The sequence below is a fragment of the Pseudomonas sp. S2_E02 genome, from assembly GCF_054668355.1.
The window spans coordinates 339,291-356,123 of record NZ_CP162761.1; the positions used below are offsets into that span (position 1 = coordinate 339,291).

Here is a 16,833-nt window from a genome sequence, read left to right on the forward strand (position 1 = left end):
TGCGTGGGAATGCAGCCGGGGACGCTCTGCGTCCCATGGAACGCGGAGCGTCCCTTGAGGCATTCCCACGCAGAGCGTGGGAACGATCAACACTTCCACCGCTGCAGAATTTCACGGGCCAAAAATTTATGAACTTCCCCCATCACTGGGTGTCAAGCCCCGGTCACCGGGGAGTGGGGAAACCCGCAGACCTTCCAAGTCCCTGTTACAACTGGAAATAATTTCTTGGCGCACTAGTTGCAAAACACCATCACCCCTTCCTTGATGAGGCGGCTGGTGATGGACAGAACAACGCGCAACCCAAGCAATACCTTTCTGCTGACGCCTCTGAGTGTCTTTCTGATGTTGACCCTCGGCACCGTGGCCGGCGTTCGCGCCAGTCCGATCGATGACGAACGACAGCCAGAAACCTCCGACCCGTCGGCGTACTACGACGAGCCGGCAGACGAACCGACGGCGCTCAACGCCATCCTGACCATGCCCGAGGCCAACGAAGACTCCTTCGATTTGCCCGACGGCGTCAAAGGCACCCGTGCCTCGACACGCACGGAGAACGTCCTGCCGCCGTCCGTGCAGACCAGTTTCAACTACCCCACCAACGGCAAGCCGAGCCCGCTCTATGGCGCGCAGCCGTTCACCCAGCAGTTGACCCTGTTCGAAGAGTTCGGCCCGGAAAAACTCGACCCGACCACCCCGGCCGCGCCATTGCCGTTTCCGCCCGCTGCGATCGGCCCGGCACCGGCTCAGGACCCGAACAACGTCGCCCGCAGCGCGCCACCCGGCACCGCCCTTGATGCGTTTTTGCGCCAACCGGGGCTGACGCCGTTTCCCAGCCAGTTCTCTAACGTGGTCGACCGCAACCCGTGGCAGGCGCAGATCGAAGTGTTCCTCAATCGCCACATCGGCTCGTCCGCTGAAGGCCGGCCACCAGGAAAAGGCTGGGCACACCAGCGCTGGAACGAGTTCTACCCGCAAGTCGCCTATAAAACCGCGCAGACCGGCGCGCGCCTCAATGGAGGCCTGCGTGACAGCGTGCAAATGCACCATTACGCGGTGGGCGAATTCGGCCCCGGTGGCCTGTACCACAACGTCGCGGGTGTACCGCTGACTGACGGTACTGCGAAAGGCGTCGACCCGCGTTTCCACCCGGCCATGCCGGTGCAGAACCACAACGCAGTGTGGACCTTCGACGGCACGCTGCCGCCGAAACTGTTGATGGTGCGTTACGGCCAACCGGTGATGATGCGTCACTACAACGGCTTGCCGATCGATCCGTCGGCCAACCGTGGTTTCGGTCTGCACACCATCAGCACCCACGAGCACAACGGTCACGCGCCGGCAGAAAGCGACGGTTATGCCAACGCGTTCTTCTTTCCGGGGCAGTTCTATGACTATCGCTGGCCGATCCAGCTTGCCGGTTACGACAGCATCAACACCAAGGCTGAAGACCCGCGCGCCGCGTTCCCGTGCGCACCGGGTGAAACCCTGTGGGTCAACGACCTCGCACCGGCGAAAAAGACCTGTGACAACGGCACCATCAAGATCCGGGGCGACTGGCGCGAGACCATGAGCACCCACTGGTTCCATGACCACATGCTCGATTTCACCGCGCAGAACGTCTACAAGGGCAACGCGGCGATGATGAACTACTACAGCGCGCTGGATCGCGGCAACGAGTCGGTGAACGACGGCGTCAACCTGCGATTCCCCAGTGGCAGCGCCTTGCCATGGGGTAACCGTGACTACGATGTCAATCTGGTGTTCGCCGACAAGGCGTGGGATCAGGAAGGCCAGTTGTGGTTCAACCCGTTCAACACCGACGGCTTCCTCGGTGATCAGGTGCTGGTCAACTGGCAGTGGAAACCGGCCCTCGACGTGCGTGCGCGCAGTTATCGCTTCCGCATCCTCAATGGCTCGGTGTCGCGCTACTTCAAACTGGCGTTGGTGCGGGAAATCAAAGGCAGCGGCGGCGAGTTCCAAGGGCCGAAAAACTCCGGCGTGACCTACAGCCGCGTGCCGTTCCACATGATCGCCAACGACGGCAACATCATGGAGCACAGCGTGCCGTTCGACGGCAGCATGGACCTCGACGCCGATGGCGATAAACAGAACCACAACGCGATCCTGCCGACCCAGGGCATCGCCGAGCGCTTCGATATCATCGTCAACTTCTCGAAAAACGGCATCAAGCCGGGGGACAAGCTGTTTTTCGTCAACCTGCAGGCCCACGACGACGGCAAGGGACCCAAAGAGGTCATTCCGTTGGGCGACATCCTGTCGGAAAAATACCTGGCAGTGATCAAGCAGACCAGCAAAGGCCCGCAATGGGACAGAGGCGATCCGGCGGTGGGCAAGGTCTTGCAGCTCAACGTCAAGGCTTACACCGGTCAGGATCTGGCGATGAACCCGGCAGCCTACGAACCGGCGAAACCGGGCAAGGCGGAAGGGCTGGTGATGATCCCGTTGAAGCTCCATCGCGACAACGCCGCCGACAAAGCCGTGCTGGCCAAGGCTCGCCACCGCACCTTCACCTTCGGCCGTTCCGACGGCACCGATGAAGCGCCCTGGACGGTCAAGACTGACGGCGGGTTCGGCTTCCACATGGACCCACGCCGACTCAATGCCTCGACCCAATTGTCCAGTGGCCCGACCGATGCCGGTGTCACCGGGTTCGGTACGCTGGAGGTGTGGAAGATCAAGGCTGGCGGCACGGGCTGGAGCCATCCGGTGCACGTGCACTTCGAGGAGGGCATTATTCTCAGTCGCGGCGGCAAGGCACCGCCGGAATGGGAAAAATGGGCGCGCAAAGATGTCTATCGGATTGGTTCTGAAGCGGATGGTCTGGACAACGTCGAGATGGCGATCAACTTCCGCGAGTTCGCCGGGACCTACATGGAGCACTGCCACAACACTCAGCATGAGGACAACTCGATGCTGCTGCGTTGGGACCTGGAGAAACCCGGTCAGCTGCAACTGATGCCAACCCCACTGCCAAGCTGGGACGGTGTGCGCTACGTCAACTCGGCCGCGCTGCCTACCTTCCGCAGCGGCGACGGTATGGGCCCACAAGTGGTGATCAAGCCATGAACCGTCGCCACGGTGACAGCCAACCCGTGCATACCCCGCGCTCCCGGGCGCTGGGCATGCACCTGGTGCTGATGCTGGTGGTCTGTGTGCTCGCCAGCCGTGTGCTGCTGGCGCACCAGGCCAGCGTCGGCGAGCCACCAGCGGCGAGCGAATCCGCCACCCCGTGGGGTGGCGACTATTTCCCCAACACCTTGCTGACCGATCAGGACGGTCAGCAGGTGCATTTCTTCGATGACCTGATCAAAGACAAAGTGGTGGTGATCAACTTCATCTTCACTTCGTGCAGCGATTCCTGCCCCTTGGAAACCGCGCGCCTGCGCCAGGTGCAAAAACTGCTCGGTGATCGGGTCGGCCAGGACATCTTTTTCTACTCGATCAGCATCGATCCGCTCAGTGATACGCCCGAAGTGCTCAAGGCCTATTCGCAGCGCTTCAAAGTCGGCCCCGGCTGGAGGTTTCTCACCGGCGAGTTCGAAGACGTCACCGACCTGCGCAAAAAACTCGGGCTGTTTATCGAAGGCGTCGACAACGGCCGCAACAAGGACCACAACCTCAGCCTGATCGTCGGTAACCAGACCACCGGGCGCTGGATGAAAGCTTCGCCGTTCGAAAACCCGTGGATCCTCGCCGATCAACTGGCCAACACCTTGCAGAACTGGAAGCAGCCGAGCATCGAAGAAAGCTACGCCAATGCCCCGGACATTCGTCCGCCGAGCAATGGCGAAGAACTGTTCCGCACCCGCTGCGCCTCCTGCCACAGCCTCGGCCCAATGGATGGCCAGGGCCTTGGCATGCGCAGCATCGGCCCTGACCTGATCGGCGTGACCCGTCACCGTGATCCGAAGTGGCTGAATCGCTGGATCCGCGAGCCGGATCGCCTGCTCGCGGAAAAAGACCCGATTGCCTTGCAACTCTACGAACAATTCGAGCGAATCCCGATGCCCAACCTGCGCCTTGACGAGGCATCTGCGCAGTCGATCATCGATTTCCTCCGTGATGAAACCGAGCGTCAACAACCGTCCACCCCGGCCGTGGCCGACGGTGCATTGACGCCAGTAAAACCGGGCGATTCAGCCGCGACGGTGAGTCAGATGCGGTAGCGGCGAAATAGCATCATTGAACCGTGTGTCGCGGTCAGAGCCACCTACACTGATGGCAGTAACTGGCTCGATACAAAACCTCCAGGGCACTCCCATGCAGCGACTGGAAGCACAACAAACACCTGCGCCGGACACCCCGGCGGCAATGGGCAAGAGCTGGCGCGAACAGTTCAATCTGCTGCGCTGGTTCTCGCTCGCGAGTTTTTTCATCATTGCCGCCGTGGCGGTGGGCCTTGGCTATATCTCCACGCGCTTCATCGTCACTGAAAGCGTTGAGCGCGATGCGTTGCTGACGGCGCAATTCGTTCAGGCCATCGGCGCAGCGGAAATACGCCACGCCGGTATCACCCCGGCGCGCACCATGGGCGAAATGCTCGACCCGCGCCAGGACGACAACTTTCCCGATGTCGATCCCGTTGCCCATGCAGCCGCCCGCGCCGAGTTCCTCGACCATGTCCAACACCTGCCCGACGTTCTCCTGGCCACGGTGTACGCGCTGGATCGTACGGTGATCTGGTCGACCAATCCGGAACTGATCGGGGTCAAGTTCGAGGATGACGACGAACTCGACGAATCGTTCGAGATGAAAGTCGCGGTGTCTTCCAGTTATCACAAGATCGACGATGAGAAACCCGAGCAGCAGTTACTGCGCGAGCCGAAGTATTTGTTCATCGAGAACTACATCCCGATGTTCAACGCCGACAAAAGCAAAGTCGTCGCCATGGTCGAGATCTACAAGGAACCGGCGGATCTGGTCGACCGCATCGACCGTGGATTCGCCTCGATCTGGGCGGCGACCTGTTTCGGTGGTGCGGCGATCTTTCTCGCGTTGTTCTGGATCGTCCGCCGCGCGGCGAAACTGCTGCAGAGCCAGCAGCAACAGTTGATCAGCAATGAGACCTTTGTCGCCCTCGGCGAGATGTCTTCGGCGGTGGCGCACAGTCTGCGTAATCCGCTGGCGACCATTCGCTCCAGCGCCGAACTGGCCCAGGAAATCGCCAGCCCCGGTGCGCAGCGCAACATCGGCGACATCATCAGCCAGGTCGATCGCATGTCGCGCTGGGTGCGCGAGTTGCTGGTGTCGCTGCGGCCGATGAACGACGACGGCGAGGCGGTGGACCTGGTGATGGCGGTCGAAGACACCGTTGGCGCCTTCGAAGCATTGATCAAACGCTGCAACGTCGAAGTGCGCTTCACTGCGCAGAATTGCGCGCCGGTCGTCAGCCAGAAGGTGCTGCTCACGCAAATCCTCAATAGCCTGTTTGCCAACGCCCTGGAAGCGATGCCCAAGGGCGGTGTGCTCAGCGTCGAATTCGAATCGCCGCAGCCCGACCGCGTGCGCCTGACCGTGAGCGACACCGGCAAGGGCATGAGCGCGCAGCAGCAACTGTTGGTGTTCAAACCGTTTTTCACCACCAAACAGGGCGGCCTCGGGGTTGGTCTGGCGTTGGTCAAAAGAATCATGGAGCGTTTTGAAGGTTCGGTCGTGCTGACCAGCCGCGAGCAGGAGGGAACCCGCGTCAGTCTCAACTTCAAAGTGGCATCGGGAGGGGAATATGGAACACAGCATTCTGCTGGTCGAGGATGACGAACTGCTGGCCGAGAATATTCAGACCTACCTGGAGCGCAAGGACTTCGAGGTGACCGTCTGCCATTCGGCCGAAGACGCGTTGGCGCAACTGGAAACCTTCATGCCCGACATTGTGCTGACCGACAACTCGCTGCCGGGCATGAGCGGTCACGACCTGATCCAGAAGCTGCGCATCAGCGCGCCGGATCTCAAAGTGATCATGATGACCGGTTACGGCAACGTCGAAGATGCGGTGGTGGCGATGAAGGAGGGCGCCTTTCATTACGTCACCAAACCGGTGGCTTTACCGGAGCTGAAACTGCTGCTCGACAAGGCTCTGGCCACCGAACGAATGGAGCGCACGCTGTCGTTCTATCAGGAGCGCGAGGCGCAGAAATCCGGGGTGCAGGCGCTGATTGGTGATTCGGCGCCGATGCAGTACCTGAAAAATACCATCGGCCAGTTGCTCGACGCCGAGCGACGCATGGCCAACACCGATCTACCGCCGGTTTTGGTGGAAGGCGAGACCGGCACCGGCAAAGAGTTGGTGGCCCGCGCGTTGCACTTCGACGGTCCGCGTAGCAAAGGGCCGTTCATTGAATTCAACTGCGCGTCGATTCCATCGAATCTGGTCGAGTCGGAGCTGTTCGGCCATGAGAAAGGTGCGTTCACCGACGCCAAGGATCGTCGCGTTGGTCTGGTGGAAGCCGCGGATGGTGGCACGCTGTTTCTGGATGAGATTGGCGAGATGGATCTGCTCTTGCAGGCGAAGATTTTGAAGTTGCTGGAGGACCGCACCATTCGCCGGGTCGGTTCGGTGAAGGAGCGCAAGGTCAATCTGCGGGTGATCAGTGCGACCAACTGCAATCTTGAACAGATGGTGCAGCAGGGCAAATTCCGCCGCGATCTGTTTTTCCGCCTGCGGATCATTTCGATCAAAGTGCCACGCCTGTATGCCCGGGGCGACGATATTCTGTTGCTGGCGCGGCACTTTCTCGCCAGCCACGGCAAACGCTATGGCAAACCGAATCTGCATTTCAGTCAGCAGGCCGAAGAGCTGCTGCTCAGTTACACCTGGCCGGGCAACGTGCGCGAGCTGCGCAACATGCTCGAGCAGACCGTGTTGCTGGCGCCGAGCGACACCATCGCTGCGCATCAGCTCAACGTGTGCATGAGCCTGGTCGACGAGCCGCCGCTGCATATTCATGAAGCACCGATGCACTACGAACCACGGCCGGCGAGCAACACCGAGTCGATGAACCTGCCGGAAGTCGAGCGCGACATGGTGCGCAAAATGCTCGACAAGACCGACTGGAACGTCACCAAATCCGCGCGCCTGCTGGGCCTGAGCCGCGACATGCTGCGCTACCGCATCGAAAAACTCGGCCTCGCCCGCCCGGATAAACGGCAGTGGTAACCCAGGCACACCGCATTTCCCCTGTAGGAGTGAGCCTGCTCGCGATAGCGGTGTGTCAGTCGACCTCTTTATTGCTGACACACCGCTATCGCGAGCAGGCTCACTCCTACAAGGGATCGGTGGTGCCGCAGATGTTGTGAGCAACCCGGATCAATGCTGCTGCCGACTCAAACACTCCAGCAAACAACCCGGATCCAGCACCTCGTCATTCACATAAATCCCGCGCTCGGCATCGTACGTGCGGATAAACACCCGCACCGTCGCGTCCGCCACAGTCGGCAGTTGTGAATCGTAGAACTCATGGTCACCCGGGATCACTACAAAATCCTGCGGCGCCGTATCGTCGTAAGGCTTAAGCGGTGTGGAACTCAGTGAATACGGGGCAGGGTGGGCGAAGGGCTGGTTGGGCCCGTAATAATTGAAATTGCTGTCCAGCGCTTGCGCCTGAGTGGCAGCGAGCAGACAGCCGGTCAACAACAGCCGATCGAGCATATGCATGGCGGCACCTGCGAGTGCGGTTTTCCCCAAGGCTATTAACTATAGCTGCCCGACATTCAAACAACCGGGTGATTGATCACATGCTCCGGTTGTGCGCAGGCCTTGAGCACATAGCCGATTGCGCGAAGAAACTCTTCGTTATCCCCATTTGCAAGAACCTGGGACAGGTATTCGCTGATGGCTTCGTCACTGTCCAGCAGTGCTATCACGTCGAAATTCGTCAAAGTCTGGCTCATGGTTAAGCCTCCTTAGCCATTTTTGTGCGCGTCGGATGACTGCGCTTTGTGAGGGTATCCACGTGAGCAGAGTTGAATAGTCAGCCGTGTCCTTTATCTGTTTTGATAATTCGCCGACATTTGTAGGCCAGAACACCCTGATATGTAGGAGTTGCCGCAGGAATTGGCTTACAAGTTTGCAACAACCGCAATTGCCGGGCTGATCTAGACTCGGATCCGCTCAATCACGAGCATCGTCCGGAGTGCGCCATGGAAGTGCCCAACAATAAAACCGCCATCGAAAGCAATCGACAGGCGTGGAACGATTCCGCCCGCCATCACCAGGATTCGCCTGATTGGCAGGCCTTGCTCGGCGAAGTCGCACAGGCGGATTTCTCTTGCCTCGATGAGACCCTGAGCGGGTTGCTGGAGGTCGATGGCAAGGATGTGATTCAACTGGGCTGCAACAATGGCCGTGAGAGTCTCTCGCTGTTTGCGCTTGGTGCCAGAAGCGTGGTCGGCGTCGATCAATCGGCGGCGTTTCTAGAACAGGCCCGCGAGCTGAACAAGCGTTCACCGCACAAAGCCGAGTTCATCGAAAGCGATATCCATCATTTGCCAGCGTCCTTGCACAATCGCTTCGATGTGGCGCTGATCACCATCGGTGTTTTGAACTGGATGCCGGACATCGGCGAGTTTTTCCGCCATGTCGCTTCAACGCTGAAACCGGGCGGGAAACTGGTGATCTACGAAACCCATCCGTTCCTGGAAATGGTCGACCCGGATGCGGAAGATCCTTATCGCCTCGCCAGTTCGTACTTCCGCGCCGAACCGTTTGTGCAGGAAGAACCGATTGTCTATGTCGGCAAGGTTGAGCAGCAGGCGGCGAAGTCGTATTGGTTTGTGCACACGCTGGGGGCGATTTTCGGTGGTGCCATCGGGGCAGGGCTGAATATTGCGCACTTCAGGGAGTATGCGCATTCGAATCGGGAAGAGGTGTATGACCGGTATCTGAATCGAGAGGCGCAGATGCCGATGTGTTTTACCTTGGTCGCCAGCAAGGCCTGAAAATAATCAGCGCGGCTACCGGCCTCATCGCGAGCAGGCTCACTCCTACAGGGGAATGCATTTCAAATGTAGGAGTGAGCCTGCTCGCGATGACGGCATCACTGCCGCTGAATATTTCAGAGTTGAATCAAGCCTGCGCCGCCGCACTCACCACCGGCCGCCCCGGTTTGCGCAGCGGTTCCAGACGCGAACCCTCATACCGCGTTTCGCGGAAAAACTTCCAGCGCCCGAACAGGCAGTAAACGTGCATCACGCGGCCCTGCTCGTGGTAACCCATGCGCAGATGCAGCTTCAGCGCCGGAATATTGTGCGTCTCGCAAACATCCACCACCTTGTCGCAACCCTGCGCGGCCATCGCCTCCCACAGCGCCACCTGCACGTCCACCGACAGGCTGCTGCCGAAATACGCACGGGTCATCTCACCACCGAATTCAAAGAACTCGCCGGGCTTCACCGGGAAGGTGCAGCCATAATAGTGACGGTCGTGATAATCACGAATGCTGCCCCAGATAAACGCGACGGCGTGGTCATCCTTATCGAGGTACATGTGCCCGGTGTGACCCTCGGCCGCCAGTTCCGCCATGGTGCCTACCCGGTCACCAAAATGCTTGGTGAACGCGATGGCATTCTGCGGCGTGATATCGACTTTGCGCAGTCCGTCGTAAGGCCGCAGCTTGTGCGGCGGTACCGGGCTGACCAGGTCACGCTCCATCCACAACAGTTCCCAATGGAAGAACACGTAGCGTTTCCACAACGTGCCGAACGTGCGGCCGAAGCCTTTTTGCCGGATGCGCTCTTGTAGTTTTTCGATCACGCTCATGATGCCCTCCGTGGCCGCAGCCCGGGTGTGGTGGATGGTGCTTTTGTGGGTATAGATCACGCTGGCCAGTTAATTTCAAAGGGCCACTTTGGAAAGTATTTCAACGTGTGTAACTCAATCGAGTGCCGTCGCCCCGCGTAGAAAATTCTTGTTCAGATCGCTATAGGAAACCCGCGCAACGCCCGTCAGCCGCTGCTCTAGCACAAGGCTCAATGACTCGTTCGGGTTGAGATAGGCGTCACCGAAATCGGCGCCGAGTTGCGTCGGGTGGGCGACGATTTCCAGCACGCCGTCGGTCGGCGCGTTGCCGTTGCGCAGGTCGATCGGCGTGCACACATAGTCGGCGGTAACGCCGGCCAGACTCTGCAAACGCCAATTGAGCAATCCCTTGAACACACGTTTGGGCAAATTGAGGTTCTGCCCCAGGTTGCGCGCCAGCCGAATCGGTACACCTTGATGCGCGGCAAACCGCGCGACGATCTCGCCGATCGGCCAGATGTTGTGCACGTGCTGGTGAGAATCGATGTGGCTGGGACGCATGCCGTGATCGACGCAGCGCTGCCACTGCGCCTGCAATTCTGCGCGTACCGCCTCGCGATCCTCGCGGCCCAACCAGAAACTGTGGCGCGGCAGGCTGAGGTCAAACACGCCGAAGTCATCGCAAAAGGTGCGACGCGCCAGAATCCCCAGGCTCAGTGGTCGTCCGTAAGTCAGGTTGAAGTGCAGCCCGACCCGACCTTGCAACGTCGGATGCCGCGCCATGGCACACGCCGCTTCGAACGCCGGCATGTTGGCCATGGCGGTGGCAGAACTGATGACCCCAGCCTGAAACGCGGCGAAGATCACCGAATTTTCGTTCGGACTAAGGCCGAAATCGTCAGCGTTGACTATGACTTGGCGAGGCATGTTCGCCCTCCGTGGTGATCGCGACAGGTTTCGGTGTGGGTTTCGCAGGCTCGGTACGACGGGCGCGCCAGGCTTGTACGTGCGGTTTGAGGCGATGCCACAGGCGCAGGCCCAGGCCGAGCACCAGACCACTCGGCCGCCAGGAATAAAAACTCCAGCGCCAGTGCTCCAGTTGTCCGGTCATGCGTTCGTGCAGTTGATGACTGGAGTTTTCCAGGCTGACCCGCGAGGCGTCGATCCAGCGCCAGTTGTCGTCCAGCCCCCAGCGAATCCATTCCTCCAGCAACACCCGGCCGCTGCCCAGATCGGCGTATTGCGGCAGGAAGGCGAGGTTGTAATCGTAGAGCCGTCCTTGCTCCAGCAGACCGAGGCGATAACTGATGCAGTGGCCATTCAGTTCCAGCGTCACCACCCGCACCAGGCCCTGGCCGGCGAGGGCGGTGAAGGCGCGCTCGATCAGTTGGCGGCTGCGTTCGCTGGCGAAAATCCCCACGCCTTCGTCGCCTTTCCAGCTCACCGCTTCGACGTCGCTGATAACCTTTAACAGCGGGCCCATGCTCAACGCATCGGGCACGATGCGCCGCACTTCGGCACCGCACGCGGCGATCCGCTTGCGTGCCCGCCGCAGCTTGTAGCGCGGGTCGCCGGAGACTTCCTGATGATCGGCCTCGCTGATCAGATGCACCGGCACCCGACAACTCAGGCGTCGTTCAGCGGTGGAACTGCGCGCCATCCATTCGGTCAGCGCACTTTCCTCACCCGCAGGTTCGGACAACTCATTGAGTTGCAGCAACGCGTGGGGCAGCCGTTGGCGAATCAACAGCAAGGCCTTGCGCATGTCTTCATGGCCAAGCAAAGACAACAGCGCTAAACGATCGGCCAGTGGATACCCCAAGTGATGCACGACCCGGAACGGCAGGCCGGCAAAGCGCTCGCGACTCGCCACCAATGGCAGGCACAGACGCAATTCGTCCGCTTCCCACCTCAGCAGAATGTGCAAACGCTCATCCGCGCCAAGGGCCTGCTCGGCCGCGCACAACCAACCGAGGTGGTTGAACGGCGTGTGATCCGTCACCCGCAGGCGCAGCGCTTCATACGCTGCTTCCGGGAAATCGGCGGCGCACAGCGAAGTGCGCCATTCGAATCGCGTCACCATAGACTCAGGCCGCCGTGGCTGTTACGGGTGGACGGGAAGGTTTGCGCAGCGCATCCAGACGCGAACCGCTGTAGCGGCTTTCGCGGTAGAAACGCCAGCGACCGAACAAGGTGTACACATTCATGATGCGGTTCTGCTCGGTATAGCCCATGCGCAAGTGCAGCTTGAGCGCCGGGATGTTGTGGAATTCGCAGACGTCGACAACCTTGTCGCAACCCTGTGCAGCCATGGCTTTCCACAGCTCCAGTTGCAGATCCACCGACAACTCGCTGCCCCAGTAGGCGCGGGTCAGTTCACCGCCGAACTCGAAGAACTCGCCGGGTTTCACCGGAAACATGCAACCGTAATAGTGCCGGTCGAAATAGTCCCGCGAACTGCCCCAGATAAACGCCACGGCATCGCCCTGATCGTCCAGGTGCATGTGCCCGGTGTGACCTTCTTTGGCCAGCTCCGCCATGGTGCCGACGCGGTCGCCGAAGTAGCGCGCGAAGGCGCTGGCGTTGTCCGCCGTGATCTTCACCACCCGCAGCGGCGGGTACGGTTTGAGGTTGTGCGGCGGCACCGGGCTGACCAGATCGCGCTCCATCCACAGCAGTTCCTGATGGGAAAAGATGTAGTGTTTCCACGCTTTTTTGGCGGTAGCAGTGAGTCCTTTCTGCCGCAGGTGTTCAGTCAGTTTGCTTAGCATGTTCATGGTTTTGGCTCCTGATGACGAGGCATCGCGCGGCCACAGGCCTGCGCGGCTGAACATCAACGGACGGTTCATGAAGCGCTCCAGCCGAGGGCGAACAGGGTTTGCCCCGGCAGCTCGAAACGCACACGCCCGTCCTGGCAGGTAAACGGCGCGTCACGACTGCGATTGTCAGCACCGAAGTAGCGCAGGGCGCCGTTGTTCAGCGGACACTTGGCGCCGGCCAGGTCTACACGTTGCAGCCGAGTGCCTTTATTTACCCCAAGCAAGCCGCGCTGATCGTCGCCGGCCATCGCCAGCACATCGACTTCAAAGGCATCGTTTTCCAGCCACAGCACCTGATGCAGCCAGTGTTGGGCTATGAATTGCTGGGCCAGGCCTACCGGCTTCAGCTCGAAGTGTTGTTCATCGGCCGAGACACGCAGCATGCCCTTGGGGTACTGCGGCTCATCGGCGGCCTGGAACCAGTTGAGCATCGTCAACAAGCCATCCTGCGACGCGTTGATCACCACCGACGCCCACCACAGCGAGGTGTAGTGGGTTTCCTGATCATAAGGGCTGAGGCTGGAGCCGCTGGACAGATTGGTCTGGTCGAGCAACAAGGCTTTGCGCGGCTGGCCTTTGCCATCGAGGCCAACCAATTCGGCCGCGCGGCGCACGCTGTCGCGATAGACGCGTGTGGCGAGCAGGTCGCGGATCATCCATTCGTGCCACGCCAGTGCGTCAACCTGATCGCCGGATTCGCTGAGCAGACGCCGCGCCCAATCGATGCCGCGCTTGTCCGCAGCGTTATTGGCAAACGGCCCGTTGACCAGCCGCGAACTGGCCGGCATGGCGATGCGCACGCCGGCCTTGGCATTGGCCGGATCGCTGCGCACCTGCCGCGCCATGCTGGTGAAAATCGCCTGATACTGCGCGTAACTGGAATAGTTGAGGTTCGGCTCATCGGCAAAACCGATGTAGTGGGTGCCCTTGCCACCCAGCGCTCGGGTGCTGGCTAACCACGCATCAAGCCCGCCGTTGCTTTGCACATCGGCGCGCAAGTCAGCCTGGCGCTGACTGCCGGCGAGCAAGGTGATGTCCTGCCTGATGCCGAAACGCTCCTGATACACCTGACGGAACGCGTCTTCGAACTGCGGATTCTTCGCCGTCACGTCGACAAAACTGTAGTAACTCGCCGCCGTCGGTTTCAGCGCATCGAGCGCGGCATGACTGGCGGGTGGCGGCATCAAGTAGGGCAGAGCGATGCCCAGATCCGGCGTGCGCCCGAGCACTTTGTCGTGCAAGACCAGATGCGTCTGACCGGCGTCTTCACGCAGCGCTTTCAGTTGCTGCGGGTTCTGCGCGAACAGGTTGGCCGTGCCATCCAGCCAGAACGCTGCTTTGCCGCTGCCTTGCAGACGCAGACGCCAGACTTGCTCGCGCTCGCTGACGGGCAGGGCAACCTGATCGAACTGCCAGTAGGCGCGATACGGTTTCAATGCCAGCGTCAGTTGCTGCTCAGCGCCGACCCGCTGTGCCTGCAACCCGCTGACACCTCCGTGAAACTTGCCCGCCAGCACCGCGTGTTCACCTGGCGCAACCTTGAAATACAACTCGTCGCCGTTGCGGGTGTCGACGCTGAAATGCACTTTCGCCGGGGCGAACAGCGCGACCGTGTGCTCGTCATGTTCGACGCGGTAATTGCGGAAGCTGTAGCCGGGAATTTCCAGCCGATAACTCGCCGCGCCGGGCAGCAGCGGCCAGCTCTGACTGCCACGAATTTCACTGGCCTTTATAAAACGATCACCTGCCAGTTTGCCCTGGCCATCGAGCAAATACAGATGCTCTTCATTGGCATCGGCCTGCCACGCCGGCGTCCAGCGCACGGTCAGCGTGTCCGGACGATCGGTTTGCAGATACAGGCTGCCGTCACGAATCTCGGCCCAGCGCATCGACGCCGCGAAGGCGTCCAGCGACAGGCCGAGACCGAACAGCAAGACCAGGCCTTTCATGCGGTTTTGCGCCGTTGCAGCATCAGCCACATCGGTGTGACGTCGCGCGGCAGAATGATCAGGGTTTGCCAGAACGGCACGTCGCTCAAACGGCAGTAAAGCACCAGCATTGCCACGGTCACCGCCAGGTAGGCAATCGACGAAGCCGCCGCCGCGCCGACGATGCCGTAAGCCGGAATCAGCACCAGATTCAGCGCCAGATTGAGCAGGGCACCGAGGCCCATCAGCAACGACACCGTGCCGGGACGATTCTTGCCCAACAGGTCCAGGCGCAGAATGCTCGCGTAGCACAGGCCCAACAGCCCCGGCAGCAAGGCGAGCAGCGCCGGATACGCCGGTTGGTACGCCGTACCAAACAAGGTGACGATCAGCCATTCGCCAATCACTGCCATGGTCAGGCACGCGCCGAGCATCACCGTGGCGGTCAGGCGCAGGGCCAGCGGCGTGACCTTGTCCATGCCTTCGTCTTGCTGCAGCAGGCGTTTCATCAGTGGCGTGGTGACTGCTTCCGGAACGATCAGCAGCAGTTCGGCGGCGGCGCTGGCCATAGCGTAGTGGCCGAGGGCGGTGCTGCCGAGCAGGGCGCCGATGAACAGGTAATCCGAACGCAGGATCACTTGCTGGAACAACAGATCCGGATGGCTGCGCGCGCTGTAGCGCAGCAGTTCGTTCTGGCTGGCGCGGTCCCATTGCAGTTGCAACGGTTGTGCGCGTTTGAGCCAGACCCAACCGACCAGCACTACCAGACTGATGCCGGCCAGCCAACTGATCAGCGCCGCTTCCAGGGCCGCGCTTTGCCACATCCAGAACAGCGCGAGAAACAGCAACAGCGGTGCCAGCGACTCGACCAGGCGCAAGGCATTGAACGCGACCACGCCACCGGAGGCGTTGTGCAACGTCAGCAAACCGCTTTTCAGCACGGTCAGCGGCACTGCCAGCAACAACAGCCAAGCGAGCAAACCGAGCTGCATCGTCACATCCAGCTCGGTGCCAAACTCACGCACCAGGGCCACCACCAGCAAGGTCAGCAACGCCGCGAGCAAACAGCCGAACACCAACACCTGACTCAGCAACAAACCCATCGGCCGCTGCTTGGCGGCCTGATAACCCACCGCCGAATTCAAGCCGCCACTGGTGGCGGCGCTGATCAGATCCGGCAGGGTGCTGAGCAACGCAAACAGCCCGCGCTCGCTCGGCCCGAGAATCCGCGCCAGCAGCACATTGCGCAGCAAACGCAGGGCGATCATCGCCAGTTTGGTGCCCATGCTCAGCGCCAAATGTTTGAGGTAATTGCTTCGGCTCATGGCCGCGCCCCGCGAAAAATCCGCCACGACAGCAACTCCGGATTACGCGCGGTGCGCTGACTGACACCGAAGCGCGGCAGGTTCAGCGGATCGCCTTCGCCGCGATAAATGCCGGTGCCGGTGCCCAGCGCAAACGGGTAATCGTGACGGGCAATCTGTTGGCGCACGCGTTCATCATTGTCGCCATTGGGGTAGCAATACACCGGCAGCGCACGATTGCAGCCGTTGTGCAGGGCGTCACGGCTGCGGCTGATTTCTTCGCTCAGGCGCACATCGTCGAGACCGGTGAGGATCGCGTGACTGGCGCCGTGCGGACCGAAACGCACCAGCCCGGACGCCTCCAGTGCGCGCACCTGATGCCAGTCCAGCGCTTGCGGTTGCGACTCCTGCGGGCATTCATCGGTCAGCCGTTCCAGCTCCTGCGAGTCAATCGATTTCAACCCTTGCAGGTAATGGAGCAATGCCAGGCTGCGACGGTCGACGTCGATGTCATCCAGCAGCACCGGCAACGGGTGATGCATGGCATGCAGGCATTCGATCAAATGCATCCGCGCCTTGTCGCCATGGCTGCCCCACAGGGTTTCGCCGAGGCTTTCCCACCAGAAGCGCTGACGGCTGCCGATGAAATCGGTGGAGAGAAAAATGCTCGCCGGCACCTGATGTTTTTGCAGCAGCGGGAAGGCGTTAACCGCGTTGTCGCGCCAGCCGTCATCGAAGGTCAATGCCACCCGTGGGCGTTCGGTACGCAGTGAGTTGGGCTGAAGGATTTCCATCAGCGGCACGCAATCGAAATGCTTGCGCAGCCACATCAGCAAATGCTCGAAGGCTTTCGGCCCTACGCAGAGTTCGTTGCGGTGCGGCAGGTCGGCGGCACGGTCGTTCGACAACACCCGGTGCAGCATCAGAATCACCCCGGCGCCCTGCAATTGGTTGCGGCCCATGGACGAGTTGAGATAGAGCCAGCCACTGGTGCGTTTGAGTAATTGTTTGATCGCCATGGCTTCGGT

Annotated in this window: 13 protein-coding genes and 1 pseudogene; 5 read left to right on the plus strand and 9 right to left on the minus strand. The window is 60.7% G+C overall.

From position 1 onward, the window contains the following. Window positions 1-279: 279 nt before the first annotated feature. From AB4O01_RS01415 to AB4O01_RS01430, 4 genes are all read left to right on the plus strand, one after another. Window positions 280-3,087, plus strand: coding sequence for a multicopper oxidase domain-containing protein (locus AB4O01_RS01415; RefSeq protein ID WP_460090398.1), 2,808 nt, complete (start codon window positions 280-282; stop codon window positions 3,085-3,087). Next, window positions 3,084-4,187: an SCO family protein gene (locus AB4O01_RS01420; protein ID WP_460090400.1), complete on the plus strand. Its 1,104-nt coding sequence runs from the start codon at window positions 3,084-3,086 to the stop codon at window positions 4,185-4,187. Before AB4O01_RS01415 ends, AB4O01_RS01420 begins: the two co-directional genes overlap by 4 nt. 94 nt (window positions 4,188-4,281) lie before the next feature. Continuing rightward, window positions 4,282-5,775: a sensor histidine kinase gene (locus AB4O01_RS01425; protein WP_099758597.1), complete on the plus strand. Its 1,494-nt coding sequence runs from the start codon at window positions 4,282-4,284 to the stop codon at window positions 5,773-5,775. After that, complete coding sequence (locus AB4O01_RS01430; protein WP_099758598.1) at window positions 5,744-7,174, plus strand: sigma-54-dependent transcriptional regulator; 1,431 nt, start codon at window positions 5,744-5,746, stop codon at window positions 7,172-7,174. Before AB4O01_RS01425 ends, AB4O01_RS01430 begins: the two co-directional genes overlap by 32 nt. 150 nt (window positions 7,175-7,324) lie before the next feature. On the opposite strand, the gene AB4O01_RS01435 is transcribed toward AB4O01_RS01430, so the two are convergent. Both AB4O01_RS01435 and AB4O01_RS01440 read right to left on the minus strand, forming a co-directional pair. Further along, entirely contained in the window at window positions 7,325-7,672 is a 348-nt protein-coding gene (locus tag AB4O01_RS01435; RefSeq protein ID WP_460090402.1) for a hypothetical protein, read from the minus strand. A 98-nt stretch (window positions 7,673-7,770) separates the two neighbouring features. Further along, window positions 7,771-7,908, minus strand: a pseudogene (locus tag AB4O01_RS01440) (helix-turn-helix domain-containing transcriptional regulator); the annotation flags it as partial. Between the two features lie 249 nt (window positions 7,909-8,157). Here AB4O01_RS01440 and AB4O01_RS01445 point away from each other — a divergent pair. Continuing rightward, on the plus strand, window positions 8,158-8,955 hold the full coding sequence (locus tag AB4O01_RS01445) for a class I SAM-dependent methyltransferase (RefSeq protein WP_460090404.1): 798 nt from the start codon (window positions 8,158-8,160) through the stop codon (window positions 8,953-8,955). 127 nt (window positions 8,956-9,082) lie between these two features. Here AB4O01_RS01445 and AB4O01_RS01450 read toward each other — a convergent pair whose 3' ends face one another. The 7 genes from AB4O01_RS01450 to AB4O01_RS01480 form a co-directional block, all read right to left on the minus strand. Then, on the minus strand, window positions 9,083-9,775 hold the full coding sequence (locus AB4O01_RS01450) for a GNAT family N-acetyltransferase (RefSeq protein ID WP_093439495.1): 693 nt from the start codon (window positions 9,773-9,775) through the stop codon (window positions 9,083-9,085). A gap of 114 nt (window positions 9,776-9,889) precedes the next feature. After that, on the minus strand, window positions 9,890-10,681 hold the full coding sequence (locus AB4O01_RS01455; protein WP_460090405.1) for a ChbG/HpnK family deacetylase: 792 nt from the start codon (window positions 10,679-10,681) through the stop codon (window positions 9,890-9,892). Continuing rightward, window positions 10,653-11,837: a GNAT family N-acetyltransferase gene (locus tag AB4O01_RS01460; RefSeq protein ID WP_460090407.1), complete on the minus strand. Its 1,185-nt coding sequence runs from the start codon at window positions 11,835-11,837 to the stop codon at window positions 10,653-10,655. The genes AB4O01_RS01455 and AB4O01_RS01460 overlap by 29 nt, the downstream gene beginning before the upstream one ends. Window positions 11,838-11,841: 4 nt before the next feature. Beyond that, entirely contained in the window at window positions 11,842-12,531 is a 690-nt protein-coding gene (locus AB4O01_RS01465) for a GNAT family N-acetyltransferase (protein ID WP_099759405.1), read from the minus strand. A 68-nt stretch (window positions 12,532-12,599) separates the two neighbouring features. Then, window positions 12,600-14,522 carry a hypothetical protein gene (locus tag AB4O01_RS01470; protein ID WP_460090408.1) on the minus strand — a complete coding sequence of 641 codons (1,923 nt, stop codon included), beginning with the start codon at window positions 14,520-14,522 and terminating at the stop codon, window positions 12,600-12,602. Further along, a complete protein-coding gene (locus tag AB4O01_RS01475) occupies window positions 14,519-15,826 on the minus strand; it encodes a lipopolysaccharide biosynthesis protein (RefSeq protein WP_460090410.1) in 1,308 nt (435 codons plus the stop codon). The genes AB4O01_RS01470 and AB4O01_RS01475 overlap by 4 nt, the downstream gene beginning before the upstream one ends. Further along, window positions 15,823-16,824: a polysaccharide deacetylase family protein gene (locus tag AB4O01_RS01480; protein WP_186624626.1), complete on the minus strand. Its 1,002-nt coding sequence runs from the start codon at window positions 16,822-16,824 to the stop codon at window positions 15,823-15,825. Before AB4O01_RS01480 ends, AB4O01_RS01475 begins: the two co-directional genes overlap by 4 nt. Between the last annotated feature and the right edge of the window lie 9 nt (window positions 16,825-16,833).

Excerpts from the sequence above, each read along its gene's own strand:
- AB4O01_RS01415 (WP_460090398.1), top strand. The coding sequence starts at position 280 with ATGGACAGAACAACGCGCAACCCAAGCAATACCTTTCTGCTGACGCCT.
- AB4O01_RS01420 (WP_460090400.1), top strand. The coding sequence starts at position 3,084 with ATGAACCGTCGCCACGGTGACAGCCAACCCGTGCATACCCCGCGCTCC.
- AB4O01_RS01425 (WP_099758597.1), top strand. The coding sequence starts at position 4,282 with ATGCAGCGACTGGAAGCACAACAAACACCTGCGCCGGACACCCCGGCG.
- AB4O01_RS01430 (WP_099758598.1), top strand. The coding sequence starts at position 5,744 with ATGGAACACAGCATTCTGCTGGTCGAGGATGACGAACTGCTGGCCGAG.
- AB4O01_RS01435 (WP_460090402.1), bottom strand. The coding sequence starts at position 7,672 with ATGCATATGCTCGATCGGCTGTTGTTGACCGGCTGTCTGCTCGCTGCC.
- AB4O01_RS01445 (WP_460090404.1), top strand. The coding sequence starts at position 8,158 with ATGGAAGTGCCCAACAATAAAACCGCCATCGAAAGCAATCGACAGGCG.
- AB4O01_RS01450 (WP_093439495.1), bottom strand. The coding sequence starts at position 9,775 with ATGAGCGTGATCGAAAAACTACAAGAGCGCATCCGGCAAAAAGGCTTC.
- AB4O01_RS01455 (WP_460090405.1), bottom strand. The coding sequence starts at position 10,681 with ATGCCTCGCCAAGTCATAGTCAACGCTGACGATTTCGGCCTTAGTCCG.
- AB4O01_RS01460 (WP_460090407.1), bottom strand. The coding sequence starts at position 11,837 with ATGGTGACGCGATTCGAATGGCGCACTTCGCTGTGCGCCGCCGATTTC.
- AB4O01_RS01465 (WP_099759405.1), bottom strand. The coding sequence starts at position 12,531 with ATGAACATGCTAAGCAAACTGACTGAACACCTGCGGCAGAAAGGACTC.
- AB4O01_RS01470 (WP_460090408.1), bottom strand. The coding sequence starts at position 14,522 with ATGAAAGGCCTGGTCTTGCTGTTCGGTCTCGGCCTGTCGCTGGACGCC.
- AB4O01_RS01475 (WP_460090410.1), bottom strand. The coding sequence starts at position 15,826 with ATGAGCCGAAGCAATTACCTCAAACATTTGGCGCTGAGCATGGGCACC.
- AB4O01_RS01480 (WP_186624626.1), bottom strand. The coding sequence starts at position 16,824 with ATGGCGATCAAACAATTACTCAAACGCACCAGTGGCTGGCTCTATCTC.